Source organism: Pseudaeromonas paramecii, assembly GCF_039540575.1.
Taxonomy (GTDB): domain Bacteria; phylum Pseudomonadota; class Gammaproteobacteria; order Enterobacterales; family Aeromonadaceae; genus Pseudaeromonas; species Pseudaeromonas paramecii.
In genome coordinates, this window is the sequence record NZ_BAABFC010000014.1 from 24,089 (window position 1) to 44,200 (window position 20,112).

At 63.5% G+C, this 20,112-nt stretch carries 16 protein-coding genes; 13 read left to right on the forward strand and 3 right to left on the reverse strand.

The window, feature by feature from the left end; genetic code table 11:
• The first annotated feature begins 13 nt into the window (after positions 1-13).
• From rsfS to ABD847_RS11450, 12 genes are all read left to right on the forward strand, one after another.
• A complete protein-coding gene (rsfS, locus tag ABD847_RS11395) occupies positions 14-352 on the forward strand; it encodes a ribosome silencing factor (protein WP_345013073.1) in 339 nt (112 codons plus the stop codon).
• A 2-nt stretch (positions 353-354) separates the two neighbouring features.
• On the forward strand, positions 355-825 hold the full coding sequence (gene rlmH / locus ABD847_RS11400) for a 23S rRNA (pseudouridine(1915)-N(3))-methyltransferase RlmH (protein WP_345013352.1): 471 nt from the start codon (positions 355-357) through the stop codon (positions 823-825).
• A 3-nt stretch (positions 826-828) separates the two neighbouring features.
• Positions 829-2,721 carry a penicillin-binding protein 2 gene (mrdA, locus tag ABD847_RS11405; RefSeq protein ID WP_345013075.1) on the forward strand — a complete coding sequence of 631 codons (1,893 nt, stop codon included), beginning with the start codon at positions 829-831 and terminating at the stop codon, positions 2,719-2,721.
• Positions 2,718-3,821 (forward strand): rod shape-determining protein RodA, encoded by a 1,104-nt coding sequence (gene rodA, locus ABD847_RS11410; protein WP_345013077.1) that lies wholly within the window; start codon positions 2,718-2,720, stop codon positions 3,819-3,821. The genes mrdA and rodA overlap by 4 nt, the downstream gene beginning before the upstream one ends.
• 33 nt (positions 3,822-3,854) lie before the next feature.
• Positions 3,855-4,838 (forward strand): lytic murein transglycosylase B, encoded by a 984-nt coding sequence (gene mltB, locus ABD847_RS11415; protein ID WP_345013079.1) that lies wholly within the window; start codon positions 3,855-3,857, stop codon positions 4,836-4,838.
• The gene (locus tag ABD847_RS11420; protein WP_345013081.1) at positions 4,828-5,598 is read left to right on the forward strand and encodes a septal ring lytic transglycosylase RlpA family protein; all 771 of its coding nucleotides are present in this window, start codon (positions 4,828-4,830) and stop codon (positions 5,596-5,598) included. The genes mltB and ABD847_RS11420 overlap by 11 nt, the downstream gene beginning before the upstream one ends.
• 106 nt (positions 5,599-5,704) lie before the next feature.
• Positions 5,705-6,934: a serine hydrolase gene (locus ABD847_RS11425; protein ID WP_345013083.1), complete on the forward strand. Its 1,230-nt coding sequence runs from the start codon at positions 5,705-5,707 to the stop codon at positions 6,932-6,934.
• A 59-nt stretch (positions 6,935-6,993) separates the two neighbouring features.
• Complete coding sequence (gene ybeD, locus ABD847_RS11430) at positions 6,994-7,257, forward strand: DUF493 family protein YbeD (protein ID WP_345013354.1); 264 nt, start codon at positions 6,994-6,996, stop codon at positions 7,255-7,257.
• A gap of 72 nt (positions 7,258-7,329) precedes the next feature.
• Entirely contained in the window at positions 7,330-7,977 is a 648-nt protein-coding gene (gene lipB, locus ABD847_RS11435) for a lipoyl(octanoyl) transferase LipB (RefSeq protein ID WP_345013086.1), read from the forward strand.
• A complete protein-coding gene (lipA, locus tag ABD847_RS11440) occupies positions 7,974-8,939 on the forward strand; it encodes a lipoyl synthase (RefSeq protein ID WP_345013088.1) in 966 nt (321 codons plus the stop codon). Before lipB ends, lipA begins: the two co-directional genes overlap by 4 nt.
• 150 nt (positions 8,940-9,089) lie before the next feature.
• Positions 9,090-11,414: a putative bifunctional diguanylate cyclase/phosphodiesterase gene (locus ABD847_RS11445; protein ID WP_345013090.1), complete on the forward strand. Its 2,325-nt coding sequence runs from the start codon at positions 9,090-9,092 to the stop codon at positions 11,412-11,414.
• A 70-nt stretch (positions 11,415-11,484) separates the two neighbouring features.
• Positions 11,485-12,231: a SanA/YdcF family protein gene (locus tag ABD847_RS11450; protein WP_425568458.1), complete on the forward strand. Its 747-nt coding sequence runs from the start codon at positions 11,485-11,487 to the stop codon at positions 12,229-12,231.
• Here the strand turns inward: ABD847_RS11450 and ABD847_RS11455 are convergent.
• Positions 12,216-13,352 (reverse strand): hypothetical protein, encoded by a 1,137-nt coding sequence (locus ABD847_RS11455; RefSeq protein ID WP_345013092.1) that lies wholly within the window; start codon positions 13,350-13,352, stop codon positions 12,216-12,218. The genes ABD847_RS11450 and ABD847_RS11455 overlap by 16 nt on opposite strands.
• 49 nt (positions 13,353-13,401) lie before the next feature.
• On the reverse strand, positions 13,402-17,241 hold the full coding sequence (locus ABD847_RS11460) for a response regulator (protein WP_345013094.1): 3,840 nt from the start codon (positions 17,239-17,241) through the stop codon (positions 13,402-13,404).
• 238 nt (positions 17,242-17,479) lie between these two features.
• Between ABD847_RS11460 and norR the strand changes: the two genes are divergently transcribed.
• Positions 17,480-19,024 carry a nitric oxide reductase transcriptional regulator NorR gene (gene norR / locus ABD847_RS11465; protein WP_345013096.1) on the forward strand — a complete coding sequence of 515 codons (1,545 nt, stop codon included), beginning with the start codon at positions 17,480-17,482 and terminating at the stop codon, positions 19,022-19,024.
• 87 nt (positions 19,025-19,111) lie between these two features.
• Here norR and ABD847_RS11470 read toward each other — a convergent pair whose 3' ends face one another.
• Positions 19,112-20,077, reverse strand: a complete 966-nt coding sequence (locus tag ABD847_RS11470; RefSeq protein WP_345013098.1) for a GGDEF domain-containing protein — start codon at positions 20,075-20,077, stop codon at positions 19,112-19,114.
• Positions 20,078-20,112 lie beyond the last annotated feature (35 nt).

Below are 20,112 nucleotides of genomic sequence, written 5' to 3' on the forward strand. Positions count from 1 at the left end.
AGGAGGCCGCCTCTTGCAGGGTCAAGCACTTCAAGCATTCATCATCGACAAGATTGACGATCTCAAGGGCCGCGACATCATCACCCTGGATGTGCGTGGCAAGTCCAGCATGACCGATTGCATGATCATCTGCAGCGGCAACTCCAGCCGGCATGTCATCTCCATCGCCGAGCACGTGGAGGAGGAGGTCCGCCACACCGGCCTGCTGCCTCTGGGCATCGAGGGTCGGGATACCGGTGAATGGGTGCTGCTGGATCTGGGTGAGGTGGTGGTCCACGTGATGCAGGACGAGACCCGCAACCTATATCAGCTGGAGAAGCTGTGGAGCGGCAGCCTGGGCGCCGCGGCCTGAGCATGAAGATCCAGCTGATTGCGGTGGGCACCAAGATGCCTGACTGGGTGGAGACCGCCTTCACCGAATACCAGCGGCGCTTTCCCAAGGACCTGCCGTTGGAGCTCATCGAGATCCCGGCCGGCAAACGGGGCAAGAACGCCGACATTCCCCGCATCCTGCAAAAGGAGGGGGAGCTGACCCTGGCCGCCCTGGCCAAGGGGGCAAGGGTGGTCACCCTGGATATCCCCGGCAAAACCTGGACCACGCCCCAGTTGGCCCAGCAGCTGGAGAGCTGGAAGCAGGATGGTCGGGATGTGGCCCTGCTCATCGGTGGCCCCGAAGGGCTGGCCCCCGAGTGCAAGGCCGCCGCCGAGCAAAGCTGGTCCCTATCGCCCCTGACCCTGCCCCATCCCCTAGTGCGGGTGGTGGTGGCCGAGAGCCTCTACCGGGCCTGGAGCATCACCGCCAACCACCCCTACCATAGGGAATAAGTCATGCTCAAGCAGCGCATCTCCATCAAGGACAACGGCGCCGAGGCCGCCCTCTTCTATCGCCGCGCCCTGGTGGCCGGCATCGGCATGGCCCTGCTCTCCTGTCTGCTGCTGGCCAACCTCTACTGGCTGCAGGTAGTCAATCACGACACCTACCAGACCCGCTCCAACGATAACCGCATCAAGGTGGTGCCGGTGGCGCCACCCCGCGGCCTGATCTTCGACCGCAACGGCGTGCTGCTGGCGGAAAACCGCCCCGTGTTCAGCCTGGAAATCGTGCCGGATCAGACCCAGGATCTGCACGGCATGGTCAAACAGCTGATCCAGCTGCTGGACCTGGATCCCAGCACCGAAGAGCAGTTCTACCGGGAAGTGAAACGCACCCGGCGCTTCAATCCCGTGCCCCTGGTGGAGCAGCTGACCGACGAGCAGGTGGCGCGCTTCTCGGTGAACCAGCACCGCTTCCCCGGCGCGGACATTGAAGCCTATCTCAAGCGCTTCTATCCCTACGGCGAGACCCTGACCCATGCCCTGGGCTACGTGGCCCGCATCAACGTCAAGGATCTGCAACGGCTGGATGAGGCCGGCAAGCTGGCCAACTATGCCGCCACCCGGGACATCGGCAAGCTGGGGGTGGAAAAGTATTACGAGGATCAACTGCATGGGCAGGCCGGCTACCAGGAGGTGGAGGTCAACAACCGGGGCCGGGTGATCCGCACCCTCAAGTACCAGCCGCCGGTGGCCGGCCAGGACATCTATCTGAACGTGGATATCCGCCTGCAGCAGAAGGCCCAGCAGCTGCTGGCTGGCCGGCGCGGCGGTATCGTGCTGATGGATCCCCGGGACGGCAGCGTGCTGGCCCTGGAGTCCTCCCCCAGCTACGACCCCAACCTGTTCGTGCGCGGCATCAGCAGCCGGGACTACTCGGCCCTGCTCAACGATCCGGCCCGCCCGCTCATCAACCGCACCAGTCAGGGGGGCTATGCCCCGGCCTCCACCGTCAAACCCCTGCTCTCCATCATGGGGCTCAACGAAGGGCTCATCACCCCCCAGACCCGCTTCTTCGGCGGCCCCACCTTCCAGATCCCCGGGGTGGCGCGCAAGTGGCGGGACTGGAAACGCTGGGGCCACGGTTGGATGGACATGCACAGGGCCATCGAGGTGTCGGCGGATACCTTCTTCTACGATCTGGCCTTCCGCGCCGGAATCGACACCCTGCACGACTACATGAGCCGCTTCGGTTTCGGCAACTATTCCGGCCTCGACATCTATGAAGAGTCCACCGGTATCATGCCCTCCCGCCAATGGAAGCAGAGCCGCTGGCGCCAGCCCTGGTATCAGGGCGACACCATCTCGGTGGGCATAGGCCAGGGCTACTGGACCGCCACCCCCATCCAGCTGGCCCGCGCCCACAGCATACTCACCCAGCATGGCCGCAACATAGTGCCCCACCTGCTGCGCTCGGTGGGTGCCCCGGATGGGGAACAGACTCCCTACCGGGTGACCCAGGAGCCTGCCCTGACGGTGAAGAACGATGGTTTCTGGCAGGAGGCCATGGAGGGCATGTACCTGGTGCTGAACGGGCCTGAGGGCACGGCGCGCCGCGCCTTCGCCGGCACCCCCTACAAGGCCGCCGGCAAGTCCGGTACCGCCCAGGTGGTGAACATGAAGGAAAACGAGAAGTACGACGCCAGCCGCCTCAAGGAGGAGCACAGAGACAACGCTCTGTTCGTAGCCTTCGCTCCCTACGAGGAGCCCACCGCCGTGGTGGCCATGATCCTGGAGAACGCCGGCGGCGGCAGTGCCAACGCCGCCCCGGTGGCCCGCGCCCTGTTGGATGCCTACCTGCTGGGCAAGTATGACGATGAGCCCGCTCCGGAGGAGAAGAAACCATGATGAGTCACGGCCGCCCCACCAGCCTCTGGCAACGGCTGCATATCGATCTGCCGCTGCTGCTGGGTCTGCTCTCCTTGCTGGGGGTCAGTCTGGTGGTGCTCTACTCCGCCTCCGGCATGCATCCCGAGATGCTGGTGCGTCAGATCATCCGCACCAGCCTGGCCTTTGCGGTCATGATAGGTCTGGCCCAACTGCCGCCCAGCTTCTATTCCCGCTGGGCACCGCCGGTGTTTGCGCTGGGGGTGGTGCTGCTCATCTGCGTGCTGGCCTTCGGTCATATCGGCAAGGGGGCCCAGCGCTGGCTGGATCTGGGGGTGATCAAGTTCCAGCCCTCGGAGATCCTCAAATTGGTGATGCCCATGACCATCGCCGCCTACCTCTCCAGCCATCCGCTGCCGCCGCGCTTCAAGCACCTGGTGATCGCCCTGGTGATGGTGCTGGTGCCCACCCTGCTCATCGCCAAGCAGCCGGATCTGGGCACCGCCATCCTGGTGGCCGTGTCCGGCATCTTCGCCATCTTCCTGGGGGGCATCAGCTGGGCCCTGATTTTGGCGGCCGGCGCCCTGGTGGCCGCCTTCTTGCCGGTGCTCTGGTTCTTCCTGATGCATGACTACCAGCGTCAGCGGGTGCTGACCTTCCTCAACCCGGAATCCGATCCCTTGGGCAGCGGCTATCACATCATACAGTCCAAGATCGCCATCGGTTCCGGTGGTCTGTTCGGCAAGGGCTGGCTCAACGGCACCCAGTCGCAGCTGGAGTTTCTGCCGGAGCGGCACACCGACTTCATCTTCGCCGTGTTCAGCGAGGAGTTCGGCCTCATCGGCTTCTGCCTGCTGCTGGCCCTCTACCTGTACGTCATCGCCCGCTGCATGATCATCAGCGTCAACGCCCAGGGCAGCTTCGAACGGTTGCTGGGCGGCGCCCTGACCCTGACCTTCTTCGTCTATGTGTTCGTCAACATCGGCATGGTGAGCGGCCTGCTGCCGGTGGTGGGGGTGCCGCTCCCATTAGTGAGTTATGGCGGGACCTCCATGGTGACACTGGCGGCCGGTTTTGGCATCCTGATGTCCATTCAAACCCACAGACGGCTGCTGGCCTGATTTGCCGCAGTCTACAGACGAGTATTTCGAACCATGGGACTGTTTCGCCCCCTTAGCCTGCTGAGTCTCGGCCTCGCACTGAGCCTCAGCGTCACCGCGGCCCCCATCCGGCCGGAGGATTTTTCCCGGCTGCAGGCCCTGAGCCAGGAGCTCAAGATACCGGTCAGCCAGCTGCAGCTGGGCCTGGTGAAGGCCCAGTTTCGCCAGCCGGTGCTGGATGCCATCCAGCGTCCCTGGGAGGCCAAGCCCTGGTCCCAATATCGCCCCATCTTCCTGACCCCGGAGCGCATCAGCGCCGGCGCCGTCTTCTGGCAGCAGCATGCGGAGCTGCTGGCCCGCGCCGAGGCCCAGCTGCAGGTGCCGGCCCAGGTGATCGTGGCCATCCTGGGGGTGGAGACCTATTTCGGCACCCGCATGGGGGATCATCCTGTGCTGGATGCCCTCTACACCCTGGGCTTCCACTATCCGCCCCGCGGCGCCTTCTTCAGCAAGGAGTTTGCCCAGTACGTGCGGCTGGCGGCCGAACAGGGCTGGGAGATGAGCGAGCCCAAGGGCTCCTACGCCGGCGCAATGGGCATGGGCCAATTCATCCCGTCCAGCTATCTGCACTACGCCATCGACTTTGATGGCGACGGTCACCGGGATCTGTTCCACAACCCGGCCGATGCCATCGGCAGCGTGGCCAACTATTTCCATGAGCACAACTGGCAACTGGGCACCCCCGTGGCCCACCCGGTCAAGGTGGCGGATGAGAGCCGGGTGCAGGCGCTACTGAGCGACAAGCTGGAGATTACAACCGATTGGCAGCAGCTGCAGGCCGCCGGTGTCACCAGTGACGCGCCGCTGGCTGCCGAGACGCCGGTGAAGCTCATTCGCCTGGAGGGGGCCGAGGGCACCGAATACTGGGCGGTGGAGCATAACTTCTATGTCATCACCCGCTATAACCGCAGCCCGCTGTACGCCATGGCGGTATACCAGCTGAGTCAGGCCATTGCCCAGGAGTATCATGCCCGCTAAGCGCCTGTTCCTGCTGGGGCTGTCCCTTCTGAGCCTGCTGCTCGCCGCCTGTAGCCAGAAGCCGACGCCGACCGCCAGACCGGCCCAGTCGAGCCAGCCCAGCTATCAGGGGGTGGACGGCATGGTGCCACGCTTCGAGCCCTACAGCCGCATCGGCAACAAGGACTACGAGGTGCTGGGCCGCCACTACAAGGTCTGGAACGGCATCGACAGCTACACCGAGGAGGGCATCGCCTCCTGGTACGGGCCGGGCTTTCATGGCCTCAATACCTCCAACGGCGAGCGTTACGATCAGGCCAGCCTCTCCGCCGCCCACAAGAACCTGCCCCTGCCCTCCTATGTCAAGGTTACCAACCTAGATAACGGCAAGTCATTGATAGTGCGGGTCAACGATCGCGGCCCCTTCCACGACAACCGCATCCTGGATCTCTCCTTTGGCGCCGCCACCAAGCTGGGGGTGGTGGCACCGGGTACCGCTCGGGTACGCCTGGATCTTATCAAGGTGCCGGCACCGGCCAATGCCGCCGAAATCCTGGCCCGCCACGAGGCCCGCACCATCCAACTGATGGCCACCGCCTCATCGGACAAGGCCAACGCCACCGCCGCCCAGCTGCAGCGCCAGTACGGCATGCCGTTCAAGGTGGTCAGCGCCGAGCCCGTCTACCGCTTACAGCTGGGCCCGCTGGAGCGAGCCCAGGCGGAGAAGATGCTCAGCACACTGCGGCAGGATGGTTACCGGCAGGCCTTCTTTATTAACTAGCCATAACTTGATCCCGCTCACAGGGGCTGCCAGGGGGGCCCCTGTTTGTTATAGTATCGGCCCGTCGCCCCGACCCGGGCTCTCATTCACCACACAGATAAGGATGATGAAGTTGAAACTGGCGAAAACCCTTCTGCTGAGCGTCGCCGTGGCCGTTAGCGGCGCCGTGCTGGCCGAATCTACCACCGCGCCGACCCCGGATCCGAGTCCGCTGCCGGATCCGACACCTTCCATCCCGGTGGCCATTCCGGCACCGCCCCAACTGGCCGCCAAGGCCTACCTGCTGATGGACTACCACACAGGCCAGGTGCTGTTTGGCGCTAACGAACACGAGCGACTGCCGCCGGCCAGCCTGACCAAGATGATGACCTCCTACATCATCGGCCAGGAGCTGAAGGCCGGTAACATCAAGCCCACTGACATGGTGACCATCAGCCAGAACGCCTGGTCGAAGAACTATTCCGACTCCTCCAAGATGTTCATCGAGGTGGGCAAGCAGGTCAGCGTGGATAACCTCAACAAGGGCATCATCATCCAGTCCGGCAATGACGCCTGTATCGCCATGGCCGAGCACATTGCCGGTTCCGAAGACTCCTTCGCCAGCCTGATGAACCAGTGGGCCGCCAAGCTGGGCATGAAGGAGAGCCACTTCGTCAACGCCCATGGCCTGTATGACGACAACCACTACTCCAGCGCCTACGACATGGCCCTGCTGGGCCGGGCCCTGATCCGGGATCTGCCGGACGAGTACGCCATCTACTCCCAGAAGGAGTTCACCTTCAACGGCATCCGTCAGCACAACCGCAACAAGCTGCTGTGGGACAAGAGCCTGCCGGTGGACGGCATCAAGACCGGCCACGTCAGCGAGGTAGGCTACAACCTGGTGGCCTCCGCCCCCGGCCCGGATAACATGCGTCTGATCTCCGTGGTGCTGGGTGCCAACTCCGAACGGGAACGGGCCGAAGACAGCAAGAAGCTGCTGACCTATGGCTTCCGCTTCTATCAGAACCTCACCCCCTACAAGGCGGGTGCCGAGCTGACCAGCCAGCGGATCTGGATGGGTGACAAGAGCGAGATCAAGCTGGGTACCGCCCAGGAGATCAGCGTGATCGTCCCCCGTGGTCAGGCCAGCAAGATGAAGGCGGAGTTCCAGTTGAATGGCCAGCTCAACGCCCCCATCAAGCAGGGCGACGTGGTGGGCACCATCTACCTCAAGAGCGACGACAAGGAGCTGGCCAGCTATCCGCTGGTGGCCCTGGAAAGCGTGGAGGAAGGCAGCCTGTTCAGCCGGCTGTGGGATTACCTGCTGCTGCTCTTCCAGCGTCTGTTCAGTTAACATCCAGGCGCTCCCGGCTCAGGCCGGGAGCGCTGCGTACACCGAGAAACACTATGTCCCTGAATACCAAATTTGACGAGCTGCTCGAGTTCCCCTGCCAGTTTCCCTTCAAGGTGCTGGGGATCGCCGATCCCGCCCTGGTGGAGCAGGTGATCGCCGTGCTGCAGCAACATGCCCCCGGCGACTACAGCCCCACCATCAAGCCCAGTGCCAAGGGCAACTATCATTCGGTCAGCGTCACCGTCACCGCCACCAGCAAAATCCAGCTGGAAACCCTCTACACCGAATTGGGCAAGCTGGAGCTGGTACGCTACGTACTGTGATCCCCTTCACGCTGGCAAAAACAACGCCGGTGGCTATAATGGCCGCTCAGCGTTAACACAGAGGCAACATTCTTGCAGCAGGATCTCATCGTGCGTTTCCTGGGCCGGCGTCCCTATCTGGACACCTGGCAGGCGATGCAGCGTTTCACCAATGAGCGCGACAGCGATACCCCTGACGAGATCTGGCTGCTGGAACATGACCCCGTCTACACTCAGGGCCAGGCCGGCAAGGCCGAACACCTGCTGCAGCGCACCCAGATCCCCGTGGTCCAGAGCGACCGCGGTGGCCAGATCACCTATCACGGCCCGGGGCAACTCATCGCCTACCTGCTGCTGGATGTCCGCCGCCAGGAGTACGGTGTACGCCATCTGGTGACCTGCATGGAGCAGGCGGTGATAGCGCTGCTGGCCGAAGACGGCATCCAGGCCGCCGCCAAACCCGACGCCCCCGGCGTCTACGTGAACGGCGCCAAGATCGCCTCCCTGGGGCTGCGTATCCGGCGCGGCTGCTCGTTCCATGGTCTGGCGCTCAACGTCAACATGGACCTGCGCCCCTTCCTGGACATCAACCCCTGTGGCTACGCCGGCCTGGCCATGACCCAATGCGCCGATCTGGGCGGGCCACAGAGTGTGAGCGAAGCCGCCCCACGGCTGCTCAAGGCCCTGAGCCAACAGCTGGCCCGGCCCCGTTGGACTGAACTGCACGAGGAAACCCCATGAGCAAACCCACCCGCATGGAGCCCGGCGTCAAGCTGCGCGATGCCGACAAGATGGCCCTGATCCCGGTCAAGTTCATGCCCGATGCCGACGAGCCCGTGCTGCCGAAGCCGGACTGGATGCGCATCCGCCTGCCCGCCAGCAGCGACAAGATCCAGAACGTCAAGAACATCATGCGCAAGAACAAGCTGCACTCGGTCTGCGAGGAAGCCTCTTGCCCCAACCTGGCGGAGTGCTTCAACCACGGCACCGCCACCTTCATGATTTTGGGCGCCATCTGCACCCGTCGCTGCCCCTTCTGCGACGTGGCCCACGGCCGCCCATTGGCACCGGATGCCGAAGAGCCGGAGAAGCTGGCCAAGACCATCGCCGAGATGGCCTTGAAGTACGTGGTGATCACCTCGGTGGACCGGGACGATCTGCGGGACGGCGGTGCCCAGCACTTTGCCGACTGCATCAGCGCCATCCGCCGCGAGTCCCCCAACACCCGCATCGAGACCCTGACCCCGGATTTTCGCGGTCGCATGGACACGGCGCTGGAGATCCTCAAGGATAATCCGCCGGATGTGTTCAACCACAACCTGGAAACCGCCCCGCGGCTGTACCGCATCGCCAGGCCCGGCGCCGACTACCAGTGGTCGCTGGACCTGCTCAAGCGCATGGGCGAGCTGCATCCCGACATGCCGACCAAGTCCGGCCTGATGATGGGCCTGGGGGAGACCAACGAGGAGATAGTCCAGGTGCTCAAGGATCTGCGGGCCCACGGTGTCACCATGCTGACCCTGGGGCAGTATCTGCAGCCGAGCCGCCACCACCTGCCGGTGAAGCGCTACGTGCCGCCCCACGAGTTCGACGAACTCAAGCAGATCGCCCTGGATCTGGGCTTCACCCACGCCGCCTGCGGCCCCTTCGTCCGCTCCTCCTACCATGCGGATATGCAGGCCCAGGGCAAGGAAGTGAAGTAAGCGCTGTCCCGCCGTGATACCCAAAGCGCAAGGCATTCCACCTTGCGCTTTTTGTTTGTCTTTCCATCCCCTTTGGCAGCCCGGCGTCCGCCTGCCTATGCTCAAATTACTCCTTGGAACGGGCCTGGCCCGAATGGCACGGAGCAGCCCATGAGCCTGGCCCCCGACAGTCTGAGAAGCAGAAGTCTGCTCTACCTGCTACTGCTGGTGGCGATGGCGGCGGCGTTGAGCTACTGGAGCAGCAGCCATCTGCTGCAGCAAAGTGCCCAGCAATACGAGCGCCACAACATTGAGTCCGATCTGGAACGGGCGGCACTGCTGCTGGAGACCGAACAGCGCAACCTGTTGAGCCATGTGGTGGACTACGCAGTGTGGGACGACACCTGGGACTATATGGCCTCAGCCGCTCCCGGTTATCTGGAAGCCAACTATCAGCCGGACTACCTGGCTAATCTGTCGGTGGACTATGTGCTGTTTATCGATGCCAAGCAGCAGCTGATGCAGAGTCTTGACTATCAAGGCGAGGAAGAACAACTCCATCCGCTGCAGGCAAACAGTGCGCTCTGGCAACAGACGCAGGCGCTGTTAACCCGCTACTTTGAACTTAGCCCCCGGCAAGGCGGCCTGCTCACCGGCTGGGAGGGAGCACACCCAATACTGTTTGCCATCCACCCCATTCTCGACAGTCAGAGCCAACAAGCCCCCCGAGGCTGGCTGGTGATGGGGCAGCGCCTGACACCGGGACGCCAGGACAACCTGCGACAACTGCTCAAGCTACCCATCCAGTTCACACCGGCCAATCAGCCGGTCCAGATCCCAGACGATTGGCTGTTCAGCCACCAGGTGCTGCCCGATCGCTACAACCCTGAACAGATTGACCTGCGGCTGGAGCAACCCCCTCAACTGTCGGATCAGCTGAGCCTCTGGCAACAACTGCTGATCGGCAACTCCATCCTCTTGTCCCTGGTGGCTTGCGGCATGTCTGCCGTGCTGTTTGATCGGCTGGTGATGCGCCGCCTGAGTCAATTCTCTCATCTGGCCCGCCGACGGACCGACGAGCAGAGGGCCTCGCTGCCTCGCTGGCCGGTCCAGGGCAACGATGAGTTGGACCACCTGGCCATCTCGTTGAATAACATGGTCAGCCAGATCCACCACGCCCATCGGGATCTCTACGATGAGGCTCGGCACGACCCGCTGACGGGCCTGGGCAACCGCAAATACTTTACCGAGGTGCTGCAACGCTATGCCGGCTTGATGCAACGCCATCCTGAGCTGCAGGTAGCCCTGATGATGCTGGATCTGGATGGTTTCAAACTGATCAACGACAGCCTGGGCCATCACCAGGGGGATGCCCTGCTCATCACGGTCGCCCAGCGACTGCGCGCTGTGGCCCGCACCTCGGATGTGCTGGTGCGTCTGGGCGGTGACGAATTTGCCTTCTTGTGTCTGCTGCCCGAGGGTGGGGGGCGTGCCGAGCAACTGGCTGAGCGGCTGCTGCAACAGATCGCCTTGCCCATCAACCTGGGCGCCGCCCCTCTGCGCATCAGCGGCTCCATCGGCATCGCCTACCAGCAAACAGAGCTGCGCGCCGAGGAGCTGATCCGCAATGCGGATCTGGCCATGTATCAGGCCAAGCGTCAGCGCAAGGGCAGCAGCCATACCTTCGATCCCTGCCTGCATCAGGCCATCAGCCATCGGCTGCGCATCGAACAGGCCCTGCGTCAGGCCATTAAAGATGAGGAGTTGGAGGTCTGGTACCAACCGATTGTGGATGCCCAAACCGGCCAGCCGCTGATGGTGGAGGCCTTGGCCCGCTGGCCCAGGGCTGAGGGCTATTGCCCGCCGACAGAATTTATTCCGATTGCCGAGGAGGCGGGCCTGATTGGCGAGCTGGGCATGTGGATCGCCGGGCAAGCCATCGCCAGTCTGCCGGCCCTGCGGCGTCAGTTGCCGAACCTGACCCTCAACATCAACCTGTCGGTGCTGCAATTACTGCAGGAGGATCTGGTGGAGGTACTGAGCCAGCAGGCAGATGACGCCGCCCTCCCCCGTGAAGCCATTCACATGGAGCTGACCGAGAGCCTGTTTGCCAACGATCATGACAAGGTCAAGCGACAGCTTGAGCGTCTGGTGGCAGCGGGCTTTGCCATCCACCTGGATGACTTTGGCACCGGCTACTCCTCCTTGGCGCGGCTACAGGAGATGCCGGTGACGACCCTGAAGATGGATCGCTGCTTCCTGGCACGCCTGGAGCAGGGCGATGAACGCATAGTGCGCGCCATCCTATCCCTGGGGCAGACCCTGCAGATGGCGGTGATCATCGAAGGGGTGGAAACCCAGGCTCAGCGTCAACGGCTGCTGGAGCTGGGAGGCACACTGATGCAAGGCTACCTCTTCTCGCCCCCCTTGCCCCTGCCCCGCCTGCAGGCCTGGTTGGCCGGCAAAATCATGGAGACAAGCGAGTCCAAGCTGTGATTTCAACCCTTGGCCCATGGCACCGGCATGCTACACTGGCACTCCGTCTGTCGCCCAAGTGTTCACGCCCTTGTTCAAGAGTCCATCCCGTCTGCTGTCCTGTCTGCTCAGCCGGCCGTTGCGCTGGAGCCTGGGGCTACTGCTGCTCCTTCTGGGGGGCTTGCTGGCCTTTTCTTACTACCAGGTGGGGCTCAGCCACCGCTATACCTATGACGATGTCAGCCAGATCCCCTACAACAGGGTGGCCCTGATCCTGGGCACCGCCCGCTACCTAGCCCCAGGCAAACCCAATCCCTATTTCGAAAACCGGATCCACGCCGCCGGCGAACTCTACCGGCAGGGCAAGGCCACCTATTTTCTGGTCTCCGGCGATAACGCCACCCTGCGCTACAACGAACCGCGCGAGATGCGCCGGGCCCTGCTCAAGGAGGGGATCCCGGCCCGCTTCATCTATAGCGACTATGCCGGCTTCCGTACCCTGGACTCGGTTGTCCGGGCGGCTGAGGTGTTCGGCCAGCAGCGCTTCACCGTGGTCTCCCAACCATTTCACAACGAAAGAGCCATCTACCTGGCTCGCCAGCATGGTCTGGAGGTGATCGGCTACAACGCCAAGGACGTGGCCACCATGCTGGATCTCCGCACCCGCCTGCGGGAGGTGCTGGCCCGCTTTAAGTGCCTGCTGGATGTCTATGTGCTGGAGAAGGAACCCAAGTTTCTGGGAGAAGCCATTGTCATCGGCGAGCCGGTCAGTGCCGGCTCGCCGACGCAAGCGCAGTATGACGAGGAAGAGGAACCCCTGGATCAGCCCGGTGCCTGACAGCGCTCCGCCGCCTCACTGGGGTTGAGCTGGCGTATGCTCTGATAAAACTGCTCACAGACCGCCGCGGAGCCCACCGGCCAGCGCTGTTGACACTGCTGTAATTGGGTTGCCGGGTCCGAGCCGGGTTTGGCCCCCATCCCCGCCTGCCAGCAAGATGCCACCAGATCCTGGCCCATGACCTGGATGCCGATCTTGTCCGCCTTGGTACTATCACCGCCATATTCATCGGGATCGGCGGCATACCAGATCTGGCTGGGGTGATTGGCCCCCAGCACGGCGACCTGGCGCCCGCCCACATCCAGCGCCCCCAGATCCAGGGTGGCGAAGGCCTTGCCCTTGGCCGCCCCCGCATATTGGAATTGCTGCCCGTAGCTTTGCACCAACCACTGACGCACCGGCTGACCAAAGGCCACCATGGGGTAACTCTGCCCATCCTGCGGCATCTGACTCCACTGCTGTATCATGCCTTTGACATAGGGGGTGAAGGCGACATAGGTGGGCGCCAGCTTGCTGCCGACGTTGGCCGGGGCCGCCACCGGCGCCAGATCTATGATGGTCTGGTAGGCGGGCGTCTGCTCGGCCGGCACCCCATTCAAGGTCAACAGGGCCGCCCAGCGATCCGTGGTCTTGGACTTGAGGTAATCCTGGGCCTGCATCAGGGAGTCATCGGGTGGGAAATGCAGCAACTGCACCGAATGGTGATTCTCCAGCGCCATGCCATGGGGCAGGAAGAAGCGCCAGTTGTAGGCCCAGACATGGGCCTCATTCAGCTGCTGAGCCGCCGTCAGCGCGGACTGGCCCATCCCCAGGAACGCCATGACACGGGTACCATAATCCGCCGGTACTGCGTCGGGGAACTGCACCTTCACCTGGCCGTCCTCCAGACGCACCTTCACCTGGCCCGCATAGCCATCGCGCTGCAGGCTCTGGTTAAGATAATGGGCCACCGTCTGCTCCAGGCTCATGGGTTGGTAGCAGATCTCGGTACAGTTGTTGGGATAGGAGTAAAGCTGGCTGACACCGGGGATGGAACCCAGTACCAGATCGCTGGAAGAAGACCAGATACAACCGGATGACACCAGCCCCAGCAGACACAGAATGCCTTTCACCTTGTTCATCTAATGCACACTCCCTGTGTAAATAAGAAATGGGGACAGTTGAGTCCCACTACAGCACAAGTTGTCGCTCGTGCCAAGCCACTTGATCCCGTCCAGCCTGCTTGGCCTGATACAACATGCGATCCGCCTCCTCCAGCAAGCTGGCATAGCCGTGGCTGGCATCCGGAATCTGTGTCGCGCCACCAATGCTGACGGTCACGGCCATCGTCAGTCCGGTGGGGGAACTCTCCTGTTGCTGGGCCACCAGCTGCCGCAGCTGCTCCGCCAACTGCTGGGCACCTGACGCCTCGGTCTGCGGCATCACCAGCACAAATTCCTCGCCACCATAGCGCGCCACCAGATCCCCTGGGCGATTGAGCAGGCGGCTCATCTGCTGCGCCACCCGCCGCAACACATCATCACCACGGGCATGGCCAAAACTGTCATTGATCCGCTTGAAGTGATCGATATCCACCACCGCCACCGACAGCGGTACCTGCTGTCTGGCACAGCGCAACCACTCCTCCTCCAGCACCGTCTCGCAGCGCCGCCGGTTGGGCAATTGCGTCAGGCTGTCCACATGGGCCAGCTGCTCCAGCAAGGCCCGCTGCTGGGCCATGCGCAGGGCGTTCCGCACCCGGGCACAGGCGATGTTGGGATGGAAGGGCTTGATGATGTAATCACAGGCGCCCAGGGCCAGCCCCTGCTCCTCATCCTCAATGGCGTCCAGCCCAGAGATGATGATCACCGGAATGGCCCGGGTCAGCGGATTCTCCTTGAGCTGCTTGAGCACCTCGGCCCCGCTCATGTCCGGCATCATCATGTCCAGCAGGATAAGATCCGGCTGCTGAGTCTGCGCCAGCGCCATGGCCCGAGCGCCGTCACTGGCCATCAGCAGTTCGCCTTCGCCGGAGAGCAGATCCGCCAGCACCTCCCGATGTACCGCCTCGTCATCCACGATGAGCAGGCGAACCCCCTCACGGGGGACGCAGGTCGCCTCCGGTGGCGTATCGGCAGACAAGGGGCAATGGCTGCGCAGCACCCCCATGACCTTCTCCAGATGACGGGAGAGCAGCTCCAGTTGCACCCCCACCTCCCCCTCGAGCAGATGACCCGCCCGCAGCTGCCCCTCCAGCTCGGCACTGCGACTTTGCACCCCTTCGGCCCCCAGGTAGCCCGCCAGGGATTTGAGGTTATGCAGCCTTTGTTGCAGCGCCTCGCGCTTTTGCTGCCGCGCCAGGAAGCGCAACTGTTCCGCCAGACCGGCCTCTTCCTGGATGAAACGCTCCACCACCCGTCGATACAAGGGCCGCCGCTGACCGACGCGGCGCAGGCCCAGCTTGGGATCCACGCCAACACTGCGCAAGGCCTCCAGGGCGGCGGGCTCCTCGAACCAGGCCAACGCCAGCGTCTCGTCCGAAACCGTGGTCTCGGCCCCCGTCGCCGCAGGTTGGGACTGGGGCAACCAGCGCTGCAACAGGCGGTTGAGCTGTTCCGGTTCGAACGGCTTGGCCAGATGATCGTTCATGCCGGCCTCCAGACAGACCAGGCGATCTTCGGCCATGGCATGGGCCGTCATGGCGATGATGGGCCCAGCAAAGCCCCGCTGGCGCAATAGCCGGGTGGCGGTCAGGCCATCCATGCCCGGCATCTGCACATCCATCAACACCAGATCCACCGGCTGCTGCGCCAACAGGGCCAGGGCCTCCTCGCCACCAGCGGCCGACAATAAGGTGGCACCGTCGGCTCCCAGCAACTCCTCGACTATCTGGCGATTGATGGCATTGTCATCCACCACCAGGATGCGTTGACCTTGCAGCCCCTGCCAGGGGCTAGGAGCGGGTGCATCTTCCCGCATGGCCCGAATGTCACACAAGGCCTCCTGCAGCACATCCAGCAGCACCGACAGGTTCACCGGCTTGAGCAGAAAGTGACGGATCGCTAGGTTATCGGCTTCCTTGAGCAGACTCTCCCTGCCGGAGATGGAGACCAGCATCACCACCGGCAGCCAGGAGCCCTGGGGACAGGCGCGGATCTGGCGCAGCAGGACATGGCCCGGTACGGCATTGACCTGCTCCGCCAGCAGCACGAGATCAAACCCTGGCCGCTCGCCATCCGTCAGCCGGGCGATCACGCCCTCCGACTCGGCCAGGTGCTCCACCACCAGTCCCAGGCGCTGCAGCATGGCCTGCATCAGACGCGGTCCCAGAACCCCGTCCTGCACCAGCAGCACCCGCCGGCCACGCAGCTGGGGTAACAGCGGCGGGGCCGGCTCGCTGGCCTCATCGGTGCGAAACGGCAGCTCGAAATAGAAACAGCTGCCTTGCCCAGGCTGGCTGGAGACGCCGATACGGCCCCCCATCTTCTCCACCAGGTATTTGCAGATGGACAGCCCCAGGCCGGTGCCGCCATGGCGGCGATCCATGCTCTCGTTGAGCTGACTGAAGGGACGGAACAGCCGGGGCAACTCCGCCTGGCTGATGCCGATGCCCTTATCCCGCACCTCGAAACGCAGGGTGACCGAATCGGGCTGACGCAGCAGGGCATGAATGCTCAGCACCACCTCGCCGGCATCACTGAACTTGATGGCGTTGTTCAGCAGGTTGATCATCACCTGCCCCAGACGAAAACCGTCGCCATACAGGGTGGTGGGCAAGCCAGGCTCCACATCAAACAGAAGCTCCAGCTGCTTCTCGTCCGCCCGGGCAGCCATGATGGCACTGACCCGCTGCAGCACCTCCTGCAGCTCAAACGGCTCACAGTCCAGCGACATCTCGCCCGCCTCGATCTTGGAAAAGTCCAGCAGATCGTTGACCACCCCCAGCAACAACTCACCGGAGAGCCGCACCTTATCCAGGTAATCCCGCTGGCTGCGGGTGAGTATGGTGCGCAGCGCCAGGCGGGTCAGCCCTATGATGGCGTTGAGCGGCGTGCGGATCTCGTGGCTCATGCGCGCCAGAAACTGGGACTTGGCAGCATTGGCCTGCCGCGCCTCCTCCGCCGCCAACTCCAGGTGGGCGGTCCAGTAGCCGAAAAACTGGTAGGCGATGACGCTCAGCCCCAGCAGCAGCAGACCCAGGGCACAGTAGACCACCAGCACGGATTCGGACATCTGCTGCAAGGCATAAGACCAGACGGGATCGATGGGCGGGGTGGTGGGGATGATGGCGCTGCGACTTAAGGCATAGGAGAAGTAGAGAAAGAGGTAGACACCGCCGGCCATGGTGGCCAGGCTCACCACCACCTGTCGGCGGTCCGGCATCGGCCGGGCCGGACAGGGATAAAACGTAGTGCGCCAGCGCATCACCAGCCCGGATCCCAGCCAGAGCAGGGGGGCCACCAACAGCAGGTTCTGCAGCAAGGCCCCCAGCCACCAGCCCTGCCAGATGGCGAAAAATTGCGCCGAGGGCAGATGGTTGGCATAGACCCAGATAAAGGCGCCGATGGAGCTGAACACTGCAGCCAGGAAGGCCGCCAGGATAAACAGCAGCACAGACTGGACACTGCGTAGGTGATAGGGCACCTGACTGGCGCGAAACACCATCAGCTGCACCATGAAGCCGATGACGTCCGAACAGGCAAACGCCAACGCCCACCAGACCGGCATGCCGGCAAACAGCGCCAGCACCAGGGTGGCCAGATAGGTGGGAATCGCCGCCCACCAAAAGCCAAACCAAAACAGCCAGAGGGTATTGATGATGAGCGGTGGATAGAGGGTCAGGTACAGCTCGGCGCCCCCCAGACGCAGGGGTAGACCCGACCAGTTTTGCGCCACGCAGGCCACCCCCAGGCCCACGCTGGCCAGCAGGCTGGCTAACCAGAGGCCTAACAACAGCGCCGGATGACGCCCCTTCAACACCTCCGCCAACGGCAGGGGATGGTAGGTTTTCAGCGGTATGGTGGAGGGCATAGCTACTGTCCCTAACTTTACAGGCATCCAGCCGGTTTTTGTTTTTATGATGTTTTCTTTTCGATAATGCCGTGAATAGCAGGCTTCTACCACACACAGATGACAACAGCTTGGCAAGCCTTGATCCCATTCGCAAAATCGTAAGACAAGGCTTTCAGCTACCACCGGTCGGCCAAGGCAAAAGATGCCTTCGCCAGTCATTTTTTGTAGCATGGCGTTTTGTCTGCCATGACCGCCTATGACACCTGCCCCCCTCCGCGATCACGCCTGGCTTAAAATCGCCGTCGGCCTGTCCACCTCCATGCCCGGCGAGCTGCAGTTTCGCCGGCTGGTACAGGCCATCTGCGAGGTGCTGCCCTGTGATGCCGTCTCCTTGCTGCAGCTACGGGACGGTATCCTGGTTCCCGTGGCCCTGCAGGGCCTGGCCCCCGAGCTCATCGGCCACCAGTTTCGCCCCAGCGAACATCCCCGCCTGGCCGCCATCCTGGCCAGCCGGGAGCCGGTCCGCTTTCCCGACGACACGGATCTGCCGGATCCCTTCGACGGCTGGCTGGCCATCGATCCGGAGCGCCGGGCCGACGTGCATGCCTGCATGGGCTGCAGCCTGTATGTGGATCACCAGCTGGTGGGCGCCTTGACCCTGGATGCCCTGACGCCGGGGGTGTTTGACACTGTGGATGACATGACGGTGGCCGCCTTTGCCGCCCTGGCTGCCGCCACCTTGCGCAACGTGGCCCTGCTCCACAGCCTGGAGCAGGCCAAGGCACAACAGCAGGCGCTTGCCCAGGAGCTCGTGCAAGAAGCTCGCCAACGGGAAGGGGAACTGGTGGGACAGAGTCCGGTGCTGCAGCGTCTGCGCCAGGAGATCCGCCTGGTGGCCAGCACGGATCTGGCGGTGCTCATCACTGGGGAAACCGGCACCGGCAAGGAGCTGGTGGCCCGCACCCTGCATGCCCAGTCCCGGCGCGCCGATCAGGCCCTGGTGCACCTCAACTGTGCCGCCCTGCCCGAGTCCATCGCCGAGAGCGAACTGTTCGGTCATTGCAAGGGGGCCTTCACCGGCGCGGTGAGCGAGCGGGCCGGCAAATTTGAACTGGCCGATGGCGGCACCCTGTTCCTGGACGAAATCGGCGAGCTGCCCCTGGCGCTGCAGGCCAAGCTACTGCGCGCCCTGCAACAGGGGGAGATACAAAGAGTGGGGTCCGACAAGCTCAAACGGGTGAACGTGCGGCTCATCGCCGCCACCAACCGGGATCTGGCCCAGGAGGTGGACGCCGGCCGCTTTCGCGCCGACCTCTATCACAGGCTCAAGGTCTACCCCATCGCCGTGCCGCCCCTGCGCGCCCACCTAGAAGACCTGGATCACCTGTGCGGCTATTTTCTGCAACAGGCCCGCAGCCGTCTGGGGGTGGCGCCGGTGGGCCTGCATCCGGAGGCGCTGGCGGCCCTGCATCAATATGACTGGCCCGGCAATGTGCGGGAATTGGAACACCTGCTGCTGCGCGCCAGCCTCAAGGCGGCCCAGCAAGAGCCGACGCGCCCCCTGATCCGGTTACCGCATCTGGGGCTGTCTGCCGGCACCCTTGCCCCTCAGCCGATGCCTGACGCCCAGCGGGTCAACAACCTGCCGGGATTGCGGGACGCGGTGGAACAGTATCAGCGGCAGCTGATTGAACAGGCGCTGGCCCGCCATGAGGGTAACTGGAGTGCCGCCGCCCGGGCATTGCAGCTGGACAGGGCCAACCTCAACCGGCTGGCCAAGCGGCTGGGGCTGGCCAGTTAGTGCCGGATAACCGGCCGCTTATCCCGGCCAAAAAGACCAAGTGCCTGCACCTGGCAGGCGCTTGATGGCCCCCCTGGCCTCACCCTCTTACAAGCAATCCAGCCAGAAGCCGCGCTTGCCCTGTTGTTTGGCCTGATACATGGCCCTATCCGCCGACGCCAGCGCCTGTTCGAATCCCGGCGCCTGCTGCCAGCAGCAACCGCCGATGCTCAGCCCCACGGGGCGGCAATCCCCCAGCTCCGTCGGATACTGAGGCCGCTCCGCCAGCAGGCGAGAGAGCAGCGCCTCCGCCTGAGGTGGCGTGAGGCCAGGCACGTAGGCGACAAATTCATCCCCGCCGTAGCGGCCGTACAGGGAGCCCGTTGGCAGGCGGCAGCAAAGCCACTGCCCCACCTGACTGAGCACCGCATCCCCGCAGGGGTGGCCGAAGCGATCGTTGATGGCCTTGAAGTCATCCAGATCGATAAACAGCAGGGCGCCGCGGCCCCCCAAGGCCAGGCGCTGACGGGTGAGACGGGTAAAGGTATGGCGGTTGTACAGACCGGTGAGCTGATCCAGCTGCGCCTGCTCTTCCAGCTGGGCCTGCTGGGCCATCTGCTCCGTGATGTCGATATGGGATCCCATGATGCGATAGGGCCGCCCCTGGGCATCCCACTCCACCACCCGGCCTCTATCCCACAGCCAGGTGATCTCACCGTGAGGGCCCAGGGTGCGATACTTGGCTTCATAGCTCGGATAGAGACCATCGAGGTGACCGAAGTAGCGCGCCAGGGCGGGCGCCTTGTCATCCGGATGCAGCTTGGCCTGCCAGAGATCAAAATGCGGCGCCATCTGGCCCTGCTCGAAGTTCTGCAGGTTGAAGACCGTCAGCTCGCCGCTTTGTACCAGCCCCTGCCACAGGCAGATGCCGGTGCCATCCAGGGCGGCGTTGAGCTTCTCCAGCAGGTGGCGGTTTTCCTGGCGCAGGTTGGCCAGCTCGGCGCGCACCCGGGCCAGCTGTTGCTCGAGCTGCGCCTCCCGGCTCTTGACCTCAGGGCCGCTCCATGTCGGCATGCCATTCATCCGCGCCACCTTTCCTTTTGTTTTTG